Annotated in this window: 14 protein-coding genes; 9 read left to right on the plus strand and 5 right to left on the minus strand. The window is 60.4% G+C overall.

Annotation, left to right across the window (positions count from 1 at the left end; translation table 11 throughout):
- Positions 1–43 precede the first annotated feature (43 nt).
- The 3 genes from PI739_RS08690 (at position 44) to azu (ending at position 4031) form a co-directional block, all read left to right on the plus strand.
- Positions 44–2539, plus strand: coding sequence for a circularly permuted type 2 ATP-grasp protein (locus tag PI739_RS08690; protein WP_003366346.1), 2496 nt, complete (start codon positions 44–46; stop codon positions 2537–2539).
- Positions 2539–3432, plus strand: coding sequence for a transglutaminase family protein (locus tag PI739_RS08695; RefSeq protein ID WP_003431929.1), 894 nt, complete (start codon positions 2539–2541; stop codon positions 3430–3432). Before PI739_RS08690 ends, PI739_RS08695 begins: the two co-directional genes overlap by 1 nt.
- 152 nt (positions 3433–3584) lie before the next feature.
- A complete protein-coding gene (azu, locus tag PI739_RS08700) occupies positions 3585–4031 on the plus strand; it encodes an azurin (RefSeq protein ID WP_003366351.1) in 447 nt (148 codons plus the stop codon).
- Positions 4032–4238: 207 nt separating this feature from the next.
- Here azu and nadE read toward each other — a convergent pair whose 3' ends face one another.
- The 3 genes from nadE to PI739_RS08715 form a co-directional block, all read right to left on the minus strand.
- Positions 4239–5066 (minus strand): NAD(+) synthase, encoded by an 828-nt coding sequence (gene nadE / locus PI739_RS08705; protein ID WP_096106178.1) that lies wholly within the window; start codon positions 5064–5066, stop codon positions 4239–4241.
- 26 nt (positions 5067–5092) lie between these two features.
- Positions 5093–6316: a nicotinate phosphoribosyltransferase gene (pncB, locus tag PI739_RS08710; RefSeq protein ID WP_024662694.1), complete on the minus strand. Its 1224-nt coding sequence runs from the start codon at positions 6314–6316 to the stop codon at positions 5093–5095.
- Positions 6317–6415: 99 nt separating this feature from the next.
- The gene (locus PI739_RS08715) at positions 6416–7321 is read right to left on the minus strand and encodes a LysR substrate-binding domain-containing protein (protein WP_003366356.1); all 906 of its coding nucleotides are present in this window, start codon (positions 7319–7321) and stop codon (positions 6416–6418) included.
- Between the two features lie 500 nt (positions 7322–7821).
- Between PI739_RS08715 and PI739_RS08720 the strand changes: the two genes are divergently transcribed.
- From PI739_RS08720 to PI739_RS08745, 6 genes are all read left to right on the plus strand, one after another.
- Positions 7822–8958: a branched-chain amino acid ABC transporter substrate-binding protein gene (locus tag PI739_RS08720; protein WP_024662692.1), complete on the plus strand. Its 1137-nt coding sequence runs from the start codon at positions 7822–7824 to the stop codon at positions 8956–8958.
- A gap of 161 nt (positions 8959–9119) precedes the next feature.
- Positions 9120–10034 (plus strand): ABC transporter permease subunit, encoded by a 915-nt coding sequence (locus tag PI739_RS08725; RefSeq protein WP_003366358.1) that lies wholly within the window; start codon positions 9120–9122, stop codon positions 10032–10034.
- A gap of 2 nt (positions 10035–10036) precedes the next feature.
- Complete coding sequence (gene livM / locus PI739_RS08730) at positions 10037–11350, plus strand: high-affinity branched-chain amino acid ABC transporter permease LivM (RefSeq protein ID WP_271351713.1); 1314 nt, start codon at positions 10037–10039, stop codon at positions 11348–11350.
- Entirely contained in the window at positions 11347–12222 is an 876-nt protein-coding gene (locus PI739_RS08735; RefSeq protein WP_003366362.1) for an ABC transporter ATP-binding protein, read from the plus strand. Before livM ends, PI739_RS08735 begins: the two co-directional genes overlap by 4 nt.
- Entirely contained in the window at positions 12219–12935 is a 717-nt protein-coding gene (locus tag PI739_RS08740; protein ID WP_004407872.1) for an ABC transporter ATP-binding protein, read from the plus strand. Before PI739_RS08735 ends, PI739_RS08740 begins: the two co-directional genes overlap by 4 nt.
- Positions 12936–13655: 720 nt before the next feature.
- Positions 13656–14420 carry an SDR family oxidoreductase gene (locus tag PI739_RS08745; protein WP_003431917.1) on the plus strand — a complete coding sequence of 255 codons (765 nt, stop codon included), beginning with the start codon at positions 13656–13658 and terminating at the stop codon, positions 14418–14420.
- Positions 14421–14456: 36 nt separating this feature from the next.
- Here the strand turns inward: PI739_RS08745 and PI739_RS08750 are convergent, their stop codons facing one another.
- Both PI739_RS08750 and dxs read right to left on the minus strand, forming a co-directional pair.
- Complete coding sequence (locus PI739_RS08750; RefSeq protein ID WP_271351715.1) at positions 14457–15671, minus strand: AGE family epimerase/isomerase; 1215 nt, start codon at positions 15669–15671, stop codon at positions 14457–14459.
- A gap of 72 nt (positions 15672–15743) precedes the next feature.
- Positions 15744–17636, minus strand: coding sequence for a 1-deoxy-D-xylulose-5-phosphate synthase (gene dxs / locus PI739_RS08755; protein WP_096107310.1), 1893 nt, complete (start codon positions 17634–17636; stop codon positions 15744–15746).
- Positions 17637–17646: the final 10 nt, after the last annotated feature.

A 17646-nucleotide genomic window follows, 5' to 3' on the forward strand; every position in this document is an offset into this window, starting at 1 on the left:
ACTGCACTAATCTGAAGTCCTTACGTTGCCTGCCGAGCCTTCCATGCCCGACCTGCTTGACCACTACCCGCTGTCCGAGGGTACTTACCACGAAATGCTCGACGCCGACGGAGCCGTTCGCCCGCACTGGCGTCGTCTGTACGAGCACATGCGGCGCAGCAGCGCGGCGCAACTGATCCAGCGCCAGGCCCTGCTGACCCGGCAGATTCAGGAAAACGGTGTCACCTACAACGTGTATGCCGACCCCAAGGGTGCCGATCGCCCGTGGGAGCTGGACCTGTTGCCGCACATCATTGCGGCGGATGAATGGCAGCACGTGGCGGCAGGGATTGCCCAGCGTGCACGGCTGCTCAACGCAGTGCTCGCGGACCTTTACGGCCCGCAGACGCTGATCGCCAATGGCCTGCTGCCCGCCGAGCTGGTGTTTGGCCACAACAACTTTCTCTGGCCGTGTCAGGGCGTGAAGCCCCCTGAAGGCACGTTCCTGCACATGTACGCCGTCGACCTGGCGCGTACCCCGGACGGACGCTGGTGGGTCACTGCCGACCGTACCCAGGCGCCTTCGGGTGCCGGTTATGCGCTCGAAAACCGCCAAAGCGTCGCGCGCGCCTTGCCGGAGACCTATCGCGACCTGCAGGTCCGGCACCTGTCGGGTTTCTTCGACGCGTTGCAGCAGACGCTGGCCCGTCAGGCGCCCACCAGCAACGAGGCACCGCTGATCGTCCTGCTGACGCCGGGCCGTTTCAACGAAAGCTACTTCGAACATTTGTACCTGGCGCGACAACTGGGCTATCCGCTGGTCGAGGGTGGTGATCTGACGGTGCGCGATGCCACGGTCTACCTGAAAACCCTCAGCGGCTTGCGTCGGGTTCACGCCATCATGCGCCGTCTGGACGATGACTTCTGCGACCCTCTGGAATTGCGTACCGACTCCGCGCTGGGTGTACCGGGGCTGCTTGAGGCCGTGCGTCAGGGCAACGTACTGGTCGCCAATGCGTTGGGCAGTGGTGTGCTGGAGTCTCCGGGGCTGCTGGGCTTTTTGCCGAAAATCAGTCAATACCTGTTCGGCGAGGATCTGATCCTGCCCTCGGTGGCGACCTGGTGGTGCGGAGAGCCGCCGGTGCTGGCCCAGGCGCTGGAAAAACTGCCGGATCTGTTGATCAAGCCGGCGTTCCCCTCGCAACATTTCGCGCCGGTGTTTGGCCGTGATTTGAATGAGGAGCAGCGTCTGGCCCTTGCCCAGCGCATGCAGTCGCGGCCCTATGCCTACGTCGCGCAGGAGCTGGCGCAGTTGTCCCATGCTCCGGTGCTACAGGCCGATGGCACCGGTTTACAGCCGCGCGCCATTGGCATGCGTGTGTATGCAGTGGCCAGCCTTGATGGCTATCGTGTGCTGCCGGGCGGCTTGACCCGAGTGGCCGCTGAAGCCGACGCCGACGTGGTATCGATGCAGCGTGGCGGGGCGAGCAAAGACACCTGGGTGCTGGGTGAACGCTCGCACCTCGGCGAGCCGTGGAAAGGCCAGCGTAAGCTGGGTGTCTACGACCTGATTCGTCGCGACCCTTATCTGCCGTCACGGGTGGTGGAAAACCTGTTCTGGTTCGGACGTTACTGCGAGCGCTGTGACGACAGTGCACGCCTGCTGCGTATCATGCTGACGCGCTACGTCGACGACGATGACCCTCTCGCGCTGCAGGCCGCCGTCGCGCTGGCCGAGAGTCTGGGTATGCTGCCCGAGGCGCAGGAGGGCGAAGAGCTGAAGGATCGCCTGCTTGTCGCGCTGATGGGTGACGAGTGGCCGTTCAGCCTGCGCGCCAATTTGCAGCGTTTGCAGTGGGCCGCTTCGCAAGTGCGTGGCAAGTTATCCAAGGAAAACTGGCAGGCGCTGGTCGAGTTGCAGCGCGAAGCCTTGAGTCTGGAAACCGAAGAGCCGGATTTCGGCGAACTGCTGGATTTTCTCAACCGTCTGGTGATGTCGCTGGCAGCGCTCTCCGGTTTTGCGCTGGACGACATGACCCGCGACGAAGGCTGGAGCTTCCTGATGATCGGGCGACGTATCGAGCGCCTGAAGTTTCTCAGCACCAGCCTGTCGGCGTTTTTGCGCGGGCTGGTGGTTTTCGAACAGGCCGGGCTGGAGTGGTTGCTGGAGCTGGGCAACAGCAGCATCACCTATCGCTCGCGCTACATGGCGGTGCCGCATCTGATTCCGGTGCTGGACCTGTTGCTGCTCGACGAGCAGAACCCGCATGCGGTGCTGTTTCAGCTCAAGCTGGTGCAGCGCTCGTTGCGCCGCCTGAACGACGAGTTCGATGCGCCACGCGACAGCAGCCTGACGGTGTTGGCGCAGCGTCTTGCCGCGTTCGACCTGGGCAGCCTGGAGAATCCTTTGTTTGGCCAGAGCAGTATCGACGCCGTACTCGACGGGCTGGCGGACCTGCTGCAGAGCATTGGCGACAGCAGTGGCCTGGCGTCCGATCGCTTGGCGTTGCGCCATTTTGCCCACGTCGATGATGTCAGCCAACGTACGGTGTCTGTCTGATGAGCGCTTTCTACCAGATTTTCCATGACACACATTACAAGTACGACAGCCCGGTCTCGTTGGCCCAGCAACTGGCGCACCTGTGGCCGCGCAGCAGTCCCTGGCAGCGTTGCACCGAGCAGGCGCTGGAGATTCTTCCTGAACCCACCACGCGTCGCGATGAGCTGGATGTATTCGGCAACCCGCTGACCCGTCTGGCCTTCGAGCGTCCACATGATGAATTGCAGGTCAATGCGCGGTTGCGTATCGAGGTGATGGAGAAGCCGTTTCTGGACTTCAATCTGTCGCCCGAATGGGAAGTGACCCGCAGCGCGCTGACATACAGCGCCAAGCCGATGACCGAAGATATTCTGGAGGCCTGCCGCTATCGTTTCGAATCCCCCTACGTTCACCTCAAGCGCTCATTCGTCGAGTTCTCGCAGGTCTGTTTCCCGCCGGGCCGTCCATTGTTGCTGTGTGTGCAGGCCTTGATGGAAAAGATCTTCGAGGAGTTTACCTTCGATGAAGAGGCCACTCAGGTCGCCACGCCGCTGGTGGAAGTGCTGGAGCGGCGGCGAGGCGTGTGTCAGGACTTCGCCCACTTGATGCTGGCGTGTCTGCGCTCCCGTGGCCTGGCGGCGCGCTATGTGAGCGGCTATCTGCTGACCCAGCCGCCACCGGGCCAGCCCCGGTTGATCGGTGCCGACGCCTCGCACGCCTGGGTCTCGGTATTCTGTCCGGCCTCTGGCTGGGTGGACTTCGACCCTACCAACAATGTGCAGCCTGCACTGGAGCACATCAGCCTGGCCTGGGGGCGCGATTTCTCTGATGTCTCGCCGTTGCGTGGCGTGATTCTGGGCGGCGGCACGCATGATCCTGAGGTGCGGGTGACGGTGATGCCGGTCAGCGCCTAATTACCTGCTCCCGTGAATCGTTCTTCAGAAGGGCGCTCCGTCGCGAGCGTCCGCGGGACCATTTGACGCACGTTCTTGGAACCCCGGCCCTGATCGGGCACTCTCTTCTTACATCAGTTTTACGTTAATCAAGTCCTGCCCTGGAGATTCAAATGATTCGCAAGCTTGTAGCGATTTCGCTGTTGTCATTGGCCAGTGGTCAATTGCTGGCTGCCGAGTGCTCGGTCACAGTCGATTCGACCGATCAAATGATGTACGACACCAAAGCCATTGAGATCGACAAGAGCTGCAAGGAATTCACCGTCAACCTGACTCACTCCGGCAGCCTGCCGAAGAATGTCATGGGCCATAACTGGGTGCTGGGCAAAAAGGCCGACACCCAGGCAATCGTCACCGACGGCATGGCGGCGGGCATCGACAAGGACTATTTGAAGCCGGACGACAGCCGCGTCATCGCCCACACCAAAGTCATCGGCGCTGGCGAAAAGGACGCGGTGACGTTTGACGTGTCGAAGCTCGACCCGGCACAGGAATACCAGTTCTTCTGCACCTTCCCCGGGCACATCAGCATGATGAAAGGCGCTGTGACCCTGAAGTAACGCAGGTCCCTTGAGGCGTGTGAGGAGCGTCGCACGAGTTGAGATTATCGTTCCTCACGCTCCAGCGTGGGAATGCCTTGGGTGACGCTCTGCGTCACAGATCTGCGCCGCGCCGTACATTCCGGATAGGACGTAGAGCGTCCAGAAGGGCGTACCCACGCGGAGCATGGGCACGATAGTGTTGCGGCTCTCTCGTTCCGCACCCTCTCACGGCGCGTACGGCAATTCGCGTTTGTGCTGAGTCTTGGCGTAGGTTTCGCAAATGATCCGGAACGCTTCTTCGCGCACCGGCTCGCCGTGCAGGAAGGCGTCGATCTCGGCGTAGGTCACGCCGTGCGAGGCTTCGTCCGGCTTGCCGGGTGACAGGTCTTCCAGGTCCGCAGTCGGTACTTTCTCGACCAATGATTCCGGTGCGCCGAAATGGCGGGCGATGGCGCGTACCTGGTTTTTCACCAGACCGCTCAACGGTGCCAGGTCGCATGCGCCGTCGCCGAACTTGGTGAAGAAGCCCATCACCGCTTCGGCCGCGTGATCAGTGCCGATCACCAGCCCATGATAGGCCCCGGCGACGGTGTACTGCGCGACCATGCGCATGCGCGCCTTGGTGTTGCCGAGCACGAAATCCACCGAGGTCGCCGGAAGTCCGTCGAACGCCTTCACCTCGGCGGCCAGTGCCTTGACGCTGCTGCCGATATTGATGGTATGGCGCTCGTCCGGCTCGATGAAGTCGACAGAGGCCTGGGCTTCGTGCTCATCGGCCTGCACCACATAAGGCAGGCGCACCGCGATGAAGCGATAAGCGTTGTCGCTCGTGCTTTCACGCAGTTCCTTGACCGCACGCTGAGCGAGCAGGCCTGCCGTCAGTGAGTCGACCCCGCCGCTGATGCCGAGCACCAGGGTCTTGAGCCGTGCGTTCTGCAGGCACTCCTTGATGAAGTTGACGCGGCGGGCGACCTCGGCCTGCAGCGCGTTCTGGTCCGCGAAAGGTGGCTGGACCTTGAGCTGTTCAGCAATCTGGCGCTGTACGGCGTGCATGATTCACTCCTCGTAAATAGGACAATTCAAGCGGGTTTTTCCGGGCTCGGCAAATCCGGCACCTTGAACACATGCCGCAGGTAGGCGACAAAGTTCGGATCCTTGCACTGCGTCTTACCGGGCTCGTCAGAGATTTTCGCCACGGCCTGACCGGCGCAAGCCGTCATTTTCAATACCATGTTCATCGGCGCAATGCCGGGGATGTCGGCCGTCAGGTTGGTGCCGATACCGAAGCTGACATTGATGCGTCCGCGCAATGCGCGAAAGATATCGAGCGCCTTGGGCAGGTTCAGCCCATCGGAAAACACCAGCGTCTTGCTCATCGGGTCGATACCGAGCTTCTGGTAATGCGAGATGCATTTTTCGGCCCACTTCACCGGGTCGCCCGAATCATGGCGCAAACCGTCGAACAGCTTGGCGAAGTACAGATCGAAGTCGTTCAGGAAGGCATCGGTGGTGATGCAGTCGGTCAGCGCGATCCCCAGTAGGCCGCGGTATTCGCGGACCCAGCAATCAAGCGCGGCGATCTGACTGTCGATCAGACGCGGTCCCAGCTGCTGATGGGCCATGATCCATTCGTGAGCCATGGTGCCCAAGGGTTTCAGGTCCAGCTGACGGGCCAGATGAACGTTGCTGGTGCCGACGAACTGACCTGGAAAGTCGTTTTTCAGGACACCAAGCATTTCTTCCTGCACACGATAGGAAAACCGCCTGCGCGTGCCGAAGTCCGCCACTTTCAGCTCGGCCAGTTCATCTGCCGTGGCATGCGTGGTCAGCCATTCGAACTTGTCATACAGACGATCCCGCGCCTGACTGAGCAGGGTATCCGGGTAACGATGCCGGTTGCGCACTTCGCTGACGATGGCCAGCAGCGGCACTTCAAACAAAATGACATGCAGCCACGGCCCATGCAGGCGAATGCACAGTTCGTCATTCTCGATGGTGGTTTTCACGTAGCGGGTATTGAAGCGGAACAGCCCGAGAAAGCGCAGGAAATCCGGTTTGATGAAGGTGATGCGCTCCAGAAAAGCCAAATGTTCAGGGCTCAGCGACAGCTCGCACAACAGCTCGATCTGGTGCTTGATTTCATCCAGATAGGGGCGAAGGTCCTCCCCGTTGCGGCAACGGAACTCCCACTCGACGTCCACGTTCGGGTAGTTATGCAGGACGGCCTGCATCATGGTCAGCTTGTAGAAATCGGTATCGAGCAGGCTTTGCACGATGCGATTGGAAAAGGCGCTCTCGCTCATTGAATCAGGCTCTCCAGAGCAGCCGGATAAAGTGGGGCGCGTGACTTCCTGTCTGTCACCATGGAAGGCTCACGGCCGGATGGGTGTGCATTGTCGCCCTTAAGCGGGGGGTTGATCCAACTGTTCCAGCATCCACTGTAGAAAAACCCGGATTTTGGGCACGTCGGCGGTGTGTTCCGGATAGGACAGGTAGTAGGCGCTGTTAGTGCTGGGCAATGCGTAATCCCAGGCAATCACCAGTTTGCCCTCGGCCAGTTCCTCCTCGACCAGAAAGCGTGGTAGCAGCGCAACGCCGCAGCCAACCTGGGCTGCGCGGATGCACATATAGAAGGTTTCAAAGCGCGGCCCGTGATAGCTGTGGTCGGTGTGATAGCCCTGGCTTTCGAACCATTCATGCCAGGCTTCGGGGCGGAAGGCATTCTGCAGCAGGACCAGCTCGCTCAGTTGCGTCGGGTCGCTGAGCGGCTCGTCCGGCAGGCTTTCGGGGGCGCATACCGCCACCAGTTCCTCGCCGAACAGCTTCACGCTTTCTGCACCGGGCGTGGCGGCCTGGCCGAAATAGAACGACACGTCGCAACGGCCTTTGATCAGATCATCGGATTCCTGCTCGTTGATCAGGTCCAGATGAATGTGCGGGTGACGCAAGCGCCAGCCCTTGAGGCGCGGCACCAGCCAGCGGGCGCCGAATGTCGACGGGGTGGAGACGCGCAGTACTTCGGTTTCTCCGCCGTAGGAGCGCAGGAAGTGGGTGGACATCTCAATCTGGGTCAGGATCTTGCGCACTTCGGCCAGGTACAGCGCCCCGGCCGGCGTCAGTTGCAGACGGCGGCGCACGCGCTGGAACAACAGGTGCTGAACCAGCTCTTCGAGTTGCGCGACCTGCTTGCTGACGGCGCTCTGGGTCAGGTTGAGTTCTTCTGCCGCGCGCGTGAAGCTCAGGTGCCGGGTCACTGCCTCAAAGCATTGCAATGCGGCTATCGAGGGCAGATGACGTTTGTTCAGCATGATGACTTCTCTGTTTGCGGCGCGAAGGGGCTGGCGTAAGCAATATGAATTATCGGAATGATATCTCGCTTAAAGGTCGTTTGTCGGGCGCATGCAGGGAGGTTATTACTGGCGCCGCGTGACGCGCTTTTCAGAATCTGACGATGGCTGCAGCAGGTCCCGTTTAATCCGCTAGCCTCAAATGGTGCGTCTCGTAGCGTTTGCGCACCGGGCGTGTGCAATTCGGTGACGTGTGCTGTTACAGGTGGGTTGCCCATCACGTCATGTGCTGGTTGCTACTCGAGTACGCTTGGGTTGCTCTTTTTTCGTCCGGGGTTGCACCTTGCGTGCTCGAAGCAACCAGAGTGCCCCTGTTGCGCGGCGTTGCATGATGGATCGACACGAAGAACACGACATCTCCCTCAACTAAAAAGCGATGGCACGCGCCTTGCTCTGAGCAACTCTGTATCTGTTTGATCATGAAAGTGCCAACTAAAAAAATATCCTCAGGAGCACCACTTATGTCGCATACGTTTTACAGGAAAGGTTTTCTGGCAATCGCAGTGGCTACTGCATTGGGCGTGTCTTCGTTTGCACAGGCGGACGTGAAAATCGGCGTAGCGGGCCCGATGACCGGCGCGAACGCGTCGTTTGGTCAGCAGTACATGAAGGGCGCGCAGGCAGCAGCCGACGCGATCAATGCGGCAGGTGGTGTCAACGGGGAGAAAATAGTACTGGTCGCGGGCGATGACGCCTGTGAGCCCAAGCAGGCCGTGGCGGTTGCCAACCGTCTGGTGGATCAGGAAAAAGTGATTGGTGTAGTCGGTCACTTCTGCTCGTCGTCGACCATCCCTGCTTCGGAGATCTACGGCGACGCTGGCGTTATTGCCATTACGCCAGGCTCGACCAACCCGGCCGTGACCGAACGTGGCCTGAAAGAGATGTTCCGCATGTGCGGCCGTGACGACCAGCAGGGTGTCGTTGCGGGTGACTACATCGTCGACGTGCTCAAAGGCAAGAAAGTCGCCGTTATCAACGACAAGGACACTTACGGTAAGGGCCTCGCTGACGCAACGGCCAAGCAACTGACCGCGCGGGGCGTCAAGCCGATCCTCGAAGAGGGTCTGACCCGTGGCGAAAAAGATTTCAGTGCGCTGGTCACGAAGATTCGTTCGGTAGGCGCTGACGTCGTGTACTTCGGTGGTCTGCACCCGGAAGCCGGTCCGCTGGTTCGTCAGATGCGCGAGCAGGGCCTCAAGGACGTCAAGTTCATGTCCGATGATGGCGTCGTGACCGACGAGCTGGTGACCACTGCAGGTGGTGCACAGTACGTCGATGGCGTGTACATGACCTTCGGCGCTGACCCGCGCGCATTGCCGGACAGCAAGGCTGTCGTGGACCAGTTCCGCAAGGCCGGTTACGAGCCTGAAGGCTACACCCTCTACGCGTACGCTTCGGTACAGGCCCTGGCGGCCGGTTTCAATGGTGCCAAGTCCAACAAGGGTGACGCAGCCGCCACGTGGCTCAAGGCCAACCCGGTCAAGACCGTCATGGGCGAGAAAGCCTGGGATGCCAAGGGTGACCTGAAAGTCTCCGACTACGTGGTTTACCAGTGGGACGCCGCCGGCAAGTACAAGCAACTCGAAAAACAGAAGTGAGATAGACCTCGCGTCGGCCCTGCGCGTCAGGCGCTGATCCGATGATGGGCTCGCCCAGGAGCGAGCCTGCATCTCTTTTATCGTTTTCGGACCTGTCGGTCATGCCTCACGAGGGCGTGACTGACAGGGTGCTGAGCTGCCTTTTTGTGTGAGCGTGCGTGATGGATGGAATCTTCCTGCAACAAATGGTCAACGGACTCACCCTCGGGTCTGTCTATGGCCTCATCGCCATCGGCTATACGATGGTCTACGGCATCATCGGCATGATTAACTTCGCCCATGGCGACGTGTACATGATTTCCGCCTACCTGGCCGCCATCGGCCTCGCGGTTCTGTCTTTCTTCGGACTGGAATCCTTTCCGTTCCTGATTCTCGGTACGCTGATCTTCACCATCGTGGTGACCGGCGTTTACGGCTTCGTCATCGAGCGCGTGGCGTACAAGCCACTGCGCAACTCGACCCGTCTGGCGCCGCTGATCAGCGCTATCGGCATTTCCCTGATCCTGCAGAACTACGCACAGATCAGCCAGGGTGCGCGCCAGCAAGGCGTGCCTACACTGCTCGAAGGTGCGTGGCGCTTTGAAGTCGGCAGCGGCTTCGTGCAGATCACTTACACCAAGATCTTCATCCTCATTGCCGCCTTCGTCGGCATGGGCGTGCTGACCTACATCATCAAGTACACCAAGCTGGGCCGCATGTGCCGGGCCACCCAGCAAGACCGCAAGATGGCCTCGATTCTCGGCATCAACACCGACCGGGTCATTTCCTATGTGTTCATCATCGGCGCGGCCATGGCGGCGTTGGCCGGTGTGCTGATCACCATGAATTACGGCACGTTCGACTTCTATGCCGGCTTCATCATCGGCATCAAGGCGTTTACTGCCGCCGTGCTGGGCGGGATCGGCTCGTTGCCGGGTGCGATGCTGGGCGGTTTGATCCTGGGGGTTGCCGAGTCGCAGTTCTCCGGTCTGATCAACTCCGATTACAAAGACGTGTTCAGTTTCGGCCTGCTGGTGCTGATCCTGATTTTCCGTCCCCAAGGCCTGCTGGGTCGCCCACTCGTGGCGAAGGTATAAGTATGTCCGTTCCTGTTGCTGTTCCTGTTTCCAAACCTGTCGACATCAAGAAGAGTCTGATCGATGCCGTGGTTGCCGGGTTACTGGCGCTGATTGTGTTCGGCCCCATCGTCGGGATCGTGCTCGATGGCTACAGCTTCAACCTGCAACCGACCCGCGTGGCCTGGCTGGTGGGCGTGGTCATGATCGGTCGCTTCCTGCTCAGTCTGTTTCTGCAGACGCCCAGCGGCCTGCGTGTTTCCCAGAGCTTCGAAAGCTCCGACTCCGGCGTGCATGTGCTCAAACCGGATCATCGATCGCGCCTGTACTGGATCATTCCGCTGCTGATCGTGATTGCCATCGTGTTCCCGATTTTCGCCAACAAGTACATTCTGACCGTGGTCATCCTCGGTCTGATCTACGTGCTGCTGGGCCTGGGGCTGAACATCGTGGTCGGTCTGGCGGGGCTGCTCGATCTTGGCTACGTGGCGTTTTATGCCATCGGAGCCTATGGTCTGGCGCTGGGCTATCAGTATCTGGGGCTGGGCTTCTGGTCGGCGTTACCGCTGGCGGCGATTGCGGCGGCGCTGGCCGGATGCATTCTTGGTTTCCCGGTGTTGCGCATGCATGGTGACTATCTGGCCATCGTGACCCTCGGGTTCGGCGAGATCATTCGTCTGGTGCTGAACAACTGGCTGTCGTTCACCGGCGGCCCGAACGGTGTGCCGGTGCCCGCGCCCACCTTCCTGGGGCTGGAATTCGGCCGACGCGCCAAGGATGGCGGGGTGCCGATCCATGAATATTTCGGCTTCGATTACAACCCTGACCTGAAATTCATCTTCATCTACTCCGTACTGTTTCTGGTCGTGCTGGCGGTGCTGTTCATCAAGCATCGCCTGACCCGCATGCCGATCGGGCGTGCCTGGGAAGCCTTGCGCGAGGATGAGATCGCCTGTCGTTCGATGGGCCTCAATCACGTGCTGGTCAAGCTGTCGGCGTTCACGATTGGCGCATCGACCGCAGGCCTTGCCGGGGTGTTTTTTGCCAGCTATCAGGGCTTCGTCAACCCAACCTCATTCACCTTTTTCGAATCGGCGCTGATTCTGGCGATTGTGGTGCTGGGCGGCATGGGCTCGACCGTCGGTGTGGTGATCGCCGCGTTTGTGCTGACCGTTGCGCCTGAGCTGCTGCGCAGCTTCTCCGAGTACCGCGTGCTGCTGTTCGGGATTCTGATGGTGCTGATGATGATCTGGCGACCACGCGGCTTGATTCGCATCAGCCGCACCGGGGTGAAACCGCGCAAGGGCGCGCTGGTGACTGAGGGGGCTGCGCGATGAGCACTGAAGTGATTCTCTCCGTAGAGCACCTGATGATGCACTTTGGCGGCATCAAGGCCCTCAGCGACGTCAGCCTCAAGGTCCGTCGCAATTCGATTTTCGCCCTGATCGGCCCCAACGGTGCGGGCAAGACTACGGTCTTCAACTGCCTGACCGGTTTCTACAAGGCCACTGGCGGACGCATCGAACTGCACACTCGTGGCAAGACCACCAATGTGATCAAGCTATTGGGCGAGCCGTTCCAGGCGACCGACTTCGTGTCGCCGAAAAGCTTCCTCAGCCGGGTGTACTACAAGATGTTCGGCGGCACCCATCTGGTCAACAGGGCAGGGCTGGCGCGCACGTTTCAGAACATTCGCCTGTTCAAGGAAATGTCGGTGGTCGAAAACCTGCTGGTCGCCCAGCACATGTGGGTCAACCGCAGCCTGATCAGCGGGATCCTGAATACCAGGGGCTATCGCAAGGCCGAAGAGGACGCGCTGAATACCGCGTTCTACTGGCTGGAGGTTGTCGACCTGGTGGACTGCGCCAATCGTCTGGCTGGCGAGTTGTCCTACGGGCAGCAACGCCGTCTGGAGATTGCACGAGCCATGTGCACGCGGCCGCAGGTGATCTGCCTGGATGAGCCGGCTGCCGGCCTCAACCCGCAGGAAACCGCGGCGCTCAGCGGCATGATCCGTCTGCTGCGTGACGAGCACGACATGACCATCGTGCTGATCGAGCATGATATGGGCATGGTCATGGGGATTTCCGACGATATTGTGGTGCTCGACCATGGCAACGTGATTGCGATGGGGGGGCCGGAACAGATCCGTAACGATCCGAAGGTGATCGCCGCGTATCTGGGCGCTGATGAAGAGGAGCTGGTATGAGCAAGCCGATCCTCGAACTGAAAGAGATCGATGTGTTTTACGGGCCGATTCAGGCCCTGAAGAAAGTCTCGCTGCACATCAATGAGGGCGAAACGGTGAGCCTGATCGGCTCCAACGGCGCGGGCAAGTCCACGCTGCTGATGTCGATCTTCGGTCAGCCGCGCGCGGCCAGTGGGCAGATCATCTATCAGGGCACCGATATCACCCAGAAGTCCTCGCATTACATCGCCTCCAACGGTATTGCGCAGTCACCGGAGGGGCGGCGGGTCTTTCCCGACATGTCGGTCGAGGAAAACCTGATGATGGGCACCATTCCGATTGGCGACAAGCATTCGGCCGAAGACATGCAGCGCATGTTCGAGCTGTTCCCCAGGCTCAAGGAGCGCCGCAATCAGCGAGCCATGACCATGTCCGGAGGCGAGCAGCAAATGCTCGCCATCGCCCGCGCGCTGATGAGTCGTCCGAAACTGCTGCTGCTCGATGAGCCAAGCCTGGGGCTGGCCCCGATCATCGTCAAACAGATCTTCTCGACCCTGCGTGAACTGGCAGCCACAGGCATGACGATATTCCTGGTCGAGCAGAACGCCAACCATGCGCTCAAGCTGTCCGACCGGGCTTACGTCATGGTCAATGGCGAGATTCGCCTGTCCGGCACCGGGCAGGAATTGCTGGTAAATGAAGAGGTAAGGAACGCTTATCTGGGCGGGCATTGAGTTCGTCAAAACCCTGCCGTTTTCTTCGCGCGCCCCGGATGCTCAAACATCCGGGGCGCGGTCGTATGCAATTGTGGAAAACAATTTTGGCGCGTCTGATAAGTGCGACATAAAACCGCTGCAAATGGTTGTTTTGTCACCGTTTTGACTTGTTCAGGTTTACTGTGGAACCGGCTGTTAATAACTTGGGAGTATTTGCCTGCAGCCCTTTATGCATAAGGCCTGTAGAAGAGTGGTTAAATTTCGCACAGTGGTTTTCAACCGGCCTGATGGGGCGTTTGTCAACAGCATGGGGGCTGGTCGTTCATACAGGTTTTTCAGGTGAAAAGCCTGTGGATAAGTCTGTTAACAAGCCTTGGAAAGACTGCCCCGGACGTTATAGGGTCTGGGCTACAGGCCATCACCGTTTTCTGACGCTTTCCGGCCTCTTGCCAGTGTCGGGCAAAGTCAAGGAAAAAACTTCGCCTGATACGCTGCAGGCCCCGAAACACGTGATGTCTAGCGCCACTGACTTGCCCCCAGAGATTGTGGGTCTGACTGTGGATAAGGTGGGCAAAAGTACCTGCGAGGCCCGTGGCGCAAGGCTTGCTCCGGGTTGGTTGTTTTTTGTACAAATGCACTCGGTTGTTGCATCGATGTCCCGCTGACGGGCATTCTGCTGCCCTTGCCAGAAACTTATTAACAGGCAGCGCTGTTTTTGCGCCATGTCAGGAGAATGAAATGACTTCCACTGTATTCATCACGGGCGCCACTTCCGGTTTTGGCGAGGCGTGTGCCCGCCGTTTCGCCGAGGCAGGCTGGTCGCTGGTGCTGACCGGTCGACGCAAGGACCGTCTGGATGCCTTGAGCGCCGAGCTGTCGAAGCAGACCAAGGTGCATACGCTGGTGCTGGATGTGCGTGACCGCAAGGCGATGGAGAGCGCCATCGCAGATTTGCCTGAAGAGTTCGGCACCATTCGCGGGCTGATCAATAATGCCGGTCTGGCGCTGGGAATCGATCCTGCACCCAAGTGCGATCTGGATGACTGGGACACCATGATCGACACCAACGTCAAAGGTCTGGTCTACACCACGCGTCTGCTGCTGCCACGCCTGATCGCGCATGGTCGCGGCGCGAGCATCGTCAACCTGGGTTCGGTCGCCGGTAACTACCCTTATCCGGGTGGCAACGTCTACGGTGGCACCAAGGCCTTTGTCGGGCAGTTCTCGCTGAACCTGCGCAACGATCTGATCGGCACGGGCGTGAGAGTCACCAACCTTGAGCCAGGGCTGTGCGAGAGCGAGTTTTCGCTGGTACGTTTCGGCGGTGATCAGGCCAAGTACGATGCGACCTACGCAGGTGCCGAGCCGATTCAGCCTCAGGACATCGCCGACACCATCTTCTGGATCATGAACACGCCAGCGCACGTCAACATCAACAGCCTGGAACTGATGCCAGTCAGCCAGACCTGGGCCGGCTTTGCGATTGATCGCAACCGCGGTTGAGTGATGTGCTGATCGGGCCGCGCAGATGCGGTCTGATCAGCTATCTGCCGGCGTTGGCGGCGGGAATGCGCTGACGAAGCGATTTTCGACGAAATCTGCCAGGCCGATGTAGCAGGTGGCCAAGTGGTAGGGCGTCGTCGACGGCATATCGCTGCGGCTGACCCTGCCATCGGGCTCGACGCACTCGTTCCAGCCCCGGGCATGCAGAAAGCGCTGCTCGAAGGCCGACAGCTGCCGGGTCAAGGCCGCTTCGCAGTCCGGGCGCAGGGCCATCGCCCGCAGGTATTCCGCCTGGGCCCAGATACGCTGGGTGGCATCGCGCACTGTACCATCCAGCGCCAGCATCGCCGTCACAGCCCCGCTGTGAGGATCGACACCTTGCGCCTGAGCGTAGACGAACGCGCGGGTCATGGATTCATGCAGCTCGCGCCCGTGCAGTTCCGGGGACGATTGCAGCAGGAAGAACCATTCGAACTGATGACCTGGCTCGTACCAGTTATCCACAGCGCCCAGAGGCTTCTCCAGCATCACGCCGGTTGCCGTATCGACGAAACGGCGTTGCATGTGGATAACCAGCGCGTCCAGTGCAGCCTGTGTGGCAGGGTCGGCACGCACCGACAGGGTGGCCAGAAAGGCCTCTGCCAGGTGCATCAAGGGGTTTTGCAACGGTCCGGTGCCCAGTATCGACCAGTCTTCATCGAGCTGCGCCTCGTACAGCCCGTCGTTGTCGGCAAAGCGTTCGGCCACAACGTTGAGCGCTGCATTGAGCGCCGACTCTGCCAGCGGGTCCTGAGCTTTCGCCCAGTAGTGTGCACAGGCAAAAATAATGAAGGCGTGGGTGTAGAGGTCCTTGCGGCGATCCAGCGGCTTGCCCTGTGGATCGATGCTGTAGAACCAGCCGCCATGCTCGGCATCGTGGAAGTGCTGTTGCAGGGAGCGGAACAATTCACCGGCCCGCGCCCGTGCATCCGGCACTTGTGCGTGATCGATGAGGCTGGAAAACAGAAACAGCTGACGCGCACAGGCCATGGCGCGATAGCGTTGCGGCGGCAGCGGTTGATCGCCGGCGTCGAGTGCTTCGTAAGGCAATGCCAATTGTGCGTTCCAGCCAGGACCCTGCCACAGCGGAACGACGACCTGCATGAAGTGCTGCTGCAAGGCGGCGAACAACGAGGTCAATTCAGGCGTGGAGGCGGAGCGGGTCACATGAGGCATCGGCTGGCATCGCGGCAGTGTCGAAGTGCGCAGCATGTTATCAGGATTGCTGCACGAGGGCGGGTGATGATCGTTCCTCACGCCAGGCGCGTGAGGAACCTCTGGCAGTCAGCCAATCAGCGCCAGTCGCTCATTGATCGCGGCTTCGATCCCTTGGGCATCCAGGCCGCACTCGGTGAGCATCTGCGCAGGCTTGGCATGCTCGACGTAGACATCCGGCAGACCCAGGTGCAATACCGACTTGAGGATATTGGCGCGCGCCAGGAACTCGCTGACCGCAGCACCTGCACCGCCCATGACGGCGTTTTCTTCCAGTGTGACCAGCAACTCGTGGTTGGCGGCAGCTTCGCTGACCAAGGCTTCGTCCAGTGGCTTGACGAAACGCATGTCGATCACCGTTGCATCGAGCTTCTCGGCCACCACCAGCGCCTCGGCCAGTTGCACGCCGAACGCCAGTATCGCAACGCCCTGGCCCTGACGCCGCACAACGCCCTTGCCGATCTCGACCGGGTCAAGACTGTCCTCGATAACCGCGTTAGGGCCGGTGCCGCGTGGGTAGCGTACTGCCGCGGGGCCGGTATGCAGGTAACCGGTGCTGAGCAGCTTGCGCAGTTCGTTTTCATCGCTCGGCGTCATCACCAGCATGCCGGGGATGCAGCGCAGGTACGAGAGGTCGAAGCTGCCTGCGTGAGTCGGACCGTCTTCGCCCACCAACCCGGCGCGGTCGATGGCGAACAGCACGTCGAGGTTCTGTACCGCGACGTCGTGGATCAGCTGATCGTAACCACGCTGCAGGAAGGTCGAATAGATCGCCACCACCGGCTTGCTGCCTTCACACGCCATACCGGCCGCCAGGGTCACTGCGTGTTGTTCGGCGATGGCCACATCGAAATAGCGCTCGGGGAAGCGTTCGCTGAACGCAACCAGGTCCGAACCTTCCTTCATCGCCGGTGTGATGCCGACCAGCCGTGCGTCAGCGTCGGCCATGTCACAGATCCACTGGCCGAACACACCGGAGTATTTCGGTGCGCTGATCTTTTTCTGCGCGGCAGGCGCATTCAGCGGCTCGAGCTTGGTAATGGCGTGATAGCCGATCGGATCGACTTCGGCCGGCGCAAACCCCTTGCCCTTCTTGGTCACCACATGCAGAAACTGCGGGCCTTTCAGGTCACGCATATTGCGCAGGGTGGCGATCAGGGTCGGCAGGTCGTGGCCGTCGATAGGACCGATGTAATTCCAGCCCAGCTCTTCGAAGAGCGTGCCTGGGACCAGCATACCTTTGGCGTACTCTTCGGTGCGCCGCGCGATTTCCCAGGCACCGGGCAGGCGCGAAAGCACCTTTTTGCTGCCTTCACGCATGCTGCTGTAGGTGCGGCTGGAAAGAATCTTGGCCAGATAATTCGACAGCCCGCCGACATTGCGCGAGATCGACATGTCGTTGTCGTTGAGGATCACCAACATGTCGGCGGCCACTTCCGGCGCGTGGTTCAGCGCTTCGAAGGCCATCCCGGCAGTCAGCGCACCGTCGCCGATCACGGCAATCGATTTGCGCTCGCTGCCCTGCAGGCGCGAGGCAATCGCCATGCCCAGCGCGGCGCTGATCGAGGTGCTGGAGTGCCCGACACCAAAGGTGTCGTACTCGCTTTCGCTGCGACGCGGAAAGGCCGCAACCCCGTCCTTCTGGCGCAGCGTGGACATGCGCGCGCGACGGCCGGTGAGGATCTTGTGCGGATAGGCTTGATGACCCACGTCCCACACCAGACGGTCGTCCGGGGTGTCGAAAACGTAATGCAGCGCGATGGTCAGCTCGATGACCCCGAGGCCGGCACCAAAATGCCCTCCGGTCTGGCCAACGGAGTACAGCAATTCCAGGCGCAGTTCATCGGCCAGGGTTTCCAGCTCGGCTTCGCCCAGACGGCGCAGGCCGTGCGGGGTGTCGGCTCGGTCGAGCAACGGCGTGACCGGGCGCTCGCGTGGGATCTCTTTGAACGTCGTGGGCATCAGGCGAATC

The sequence above is a fragment of the Pseudomonas cerasi genome (assembly GCF_027983475.1).
Taxonomy (GTDB): Bacteria; Pseudomonadota; Gammaproteobacteria; order Pseudomonadales; family Pseudomonadaceae; genus Aquipseudomonas; species Aquipseudomonas cerasi.

Bases quoted from the DNA above. Each gene is read 5' to 3' on its own strand.
- PI739_RS08690 (WP_003366346.1), top strand. From the start codon at position 44: ATGCCCGACCTGCTTGACCACTACCCGCTGTCCGAGGGTACTTACCAC.
- PI739_RS08695 (WP_003431929.1), top strand. From the start codon at position 2,539: ATGAGCGCTTTCTACCAGATTTTCCATGACACACATTACAAGTACGAC.
- azu (WP_003366351.1), top strand. From the start codon at position 3,585: ATGATTCGCAAGCTTGTAGCGATTTCGCTGTTGTCATTGGCCAGTGGT.
- nadE (WP_096106178.1), bottom strand. From the start codon at position 5,066: ATGCACGCCGTACAGCGCCAGATTGCTGAACAGCTCAAGGTCCAGCCA.
- pncB (WP_024662694.1), bottom strand. From the start codon at position 6,316: ATGAGCGAGAGCGCCTTTTCCAATCGCATCGTGCAAAGCCTGCTCGAT.
- PI739_RS08715 (WP_003366356.1), bottom strand. From the start codon at position 7,321: ATGCTGAACAAACGTCATCTGCCCTCGATAGCCGCATTGCAATGCTTT.
- PI739_RS08720 (WP_024662692.1), top strand. From the start codon at position 7,822: ATGTCGCATACGTTTTACAGGAAAGGTTTTCTGGCAATCGCAGTGGCT.
- PI739_RS08725 (WP_003366358.1), top strand. From the start codon at position 9,120: ATGGATGGAATCTTCCTGCAACAAATGGTCAACGGACTCACCCTCGGG.
- livM (WP_271351713.1), top strand. From the start codon at position 10,037: ATGTCCGTTCCTGTTGCTGTTCCTGTTTCCAAACCTGTCGACATCAAG.
- PI739_RS08735 (WP_003366362.1), top strand. From the start codon at position 11,347: ATGAGCACTGAAGTGATTCTCTCCGTAGAGCACCTGATGATGCACTTT.
- PI739_RS08740 (WP_004407872.1), top strand. From the start codon at position 12,219: ATGAGCAAGCCGATCCTCGAACTGAAAGAGATCGATGTGTTTTACGGG.
- PI739_RS08745 (WP_003431917.1), top strand. From the start codon at position 13,656: ATGACTTCCACTGTATTCATCACGGGCGCCACTTCCGGTTTTGGCGAG.
- PI739_RS08750 (WP_271351715.1), bottom strand. From the start codon at position 15,671: ATGCTGCGCACTTCGACACTGCCGCGATGCCAGCCGATGCCTCATGTG.
- dxs (WP_096107310.1), bottom strand. From the start codon at position 17,636: ATGCCCACGACGTTCAAAGAGATCCCACGCGAGCGCCCGGTCACGCCG.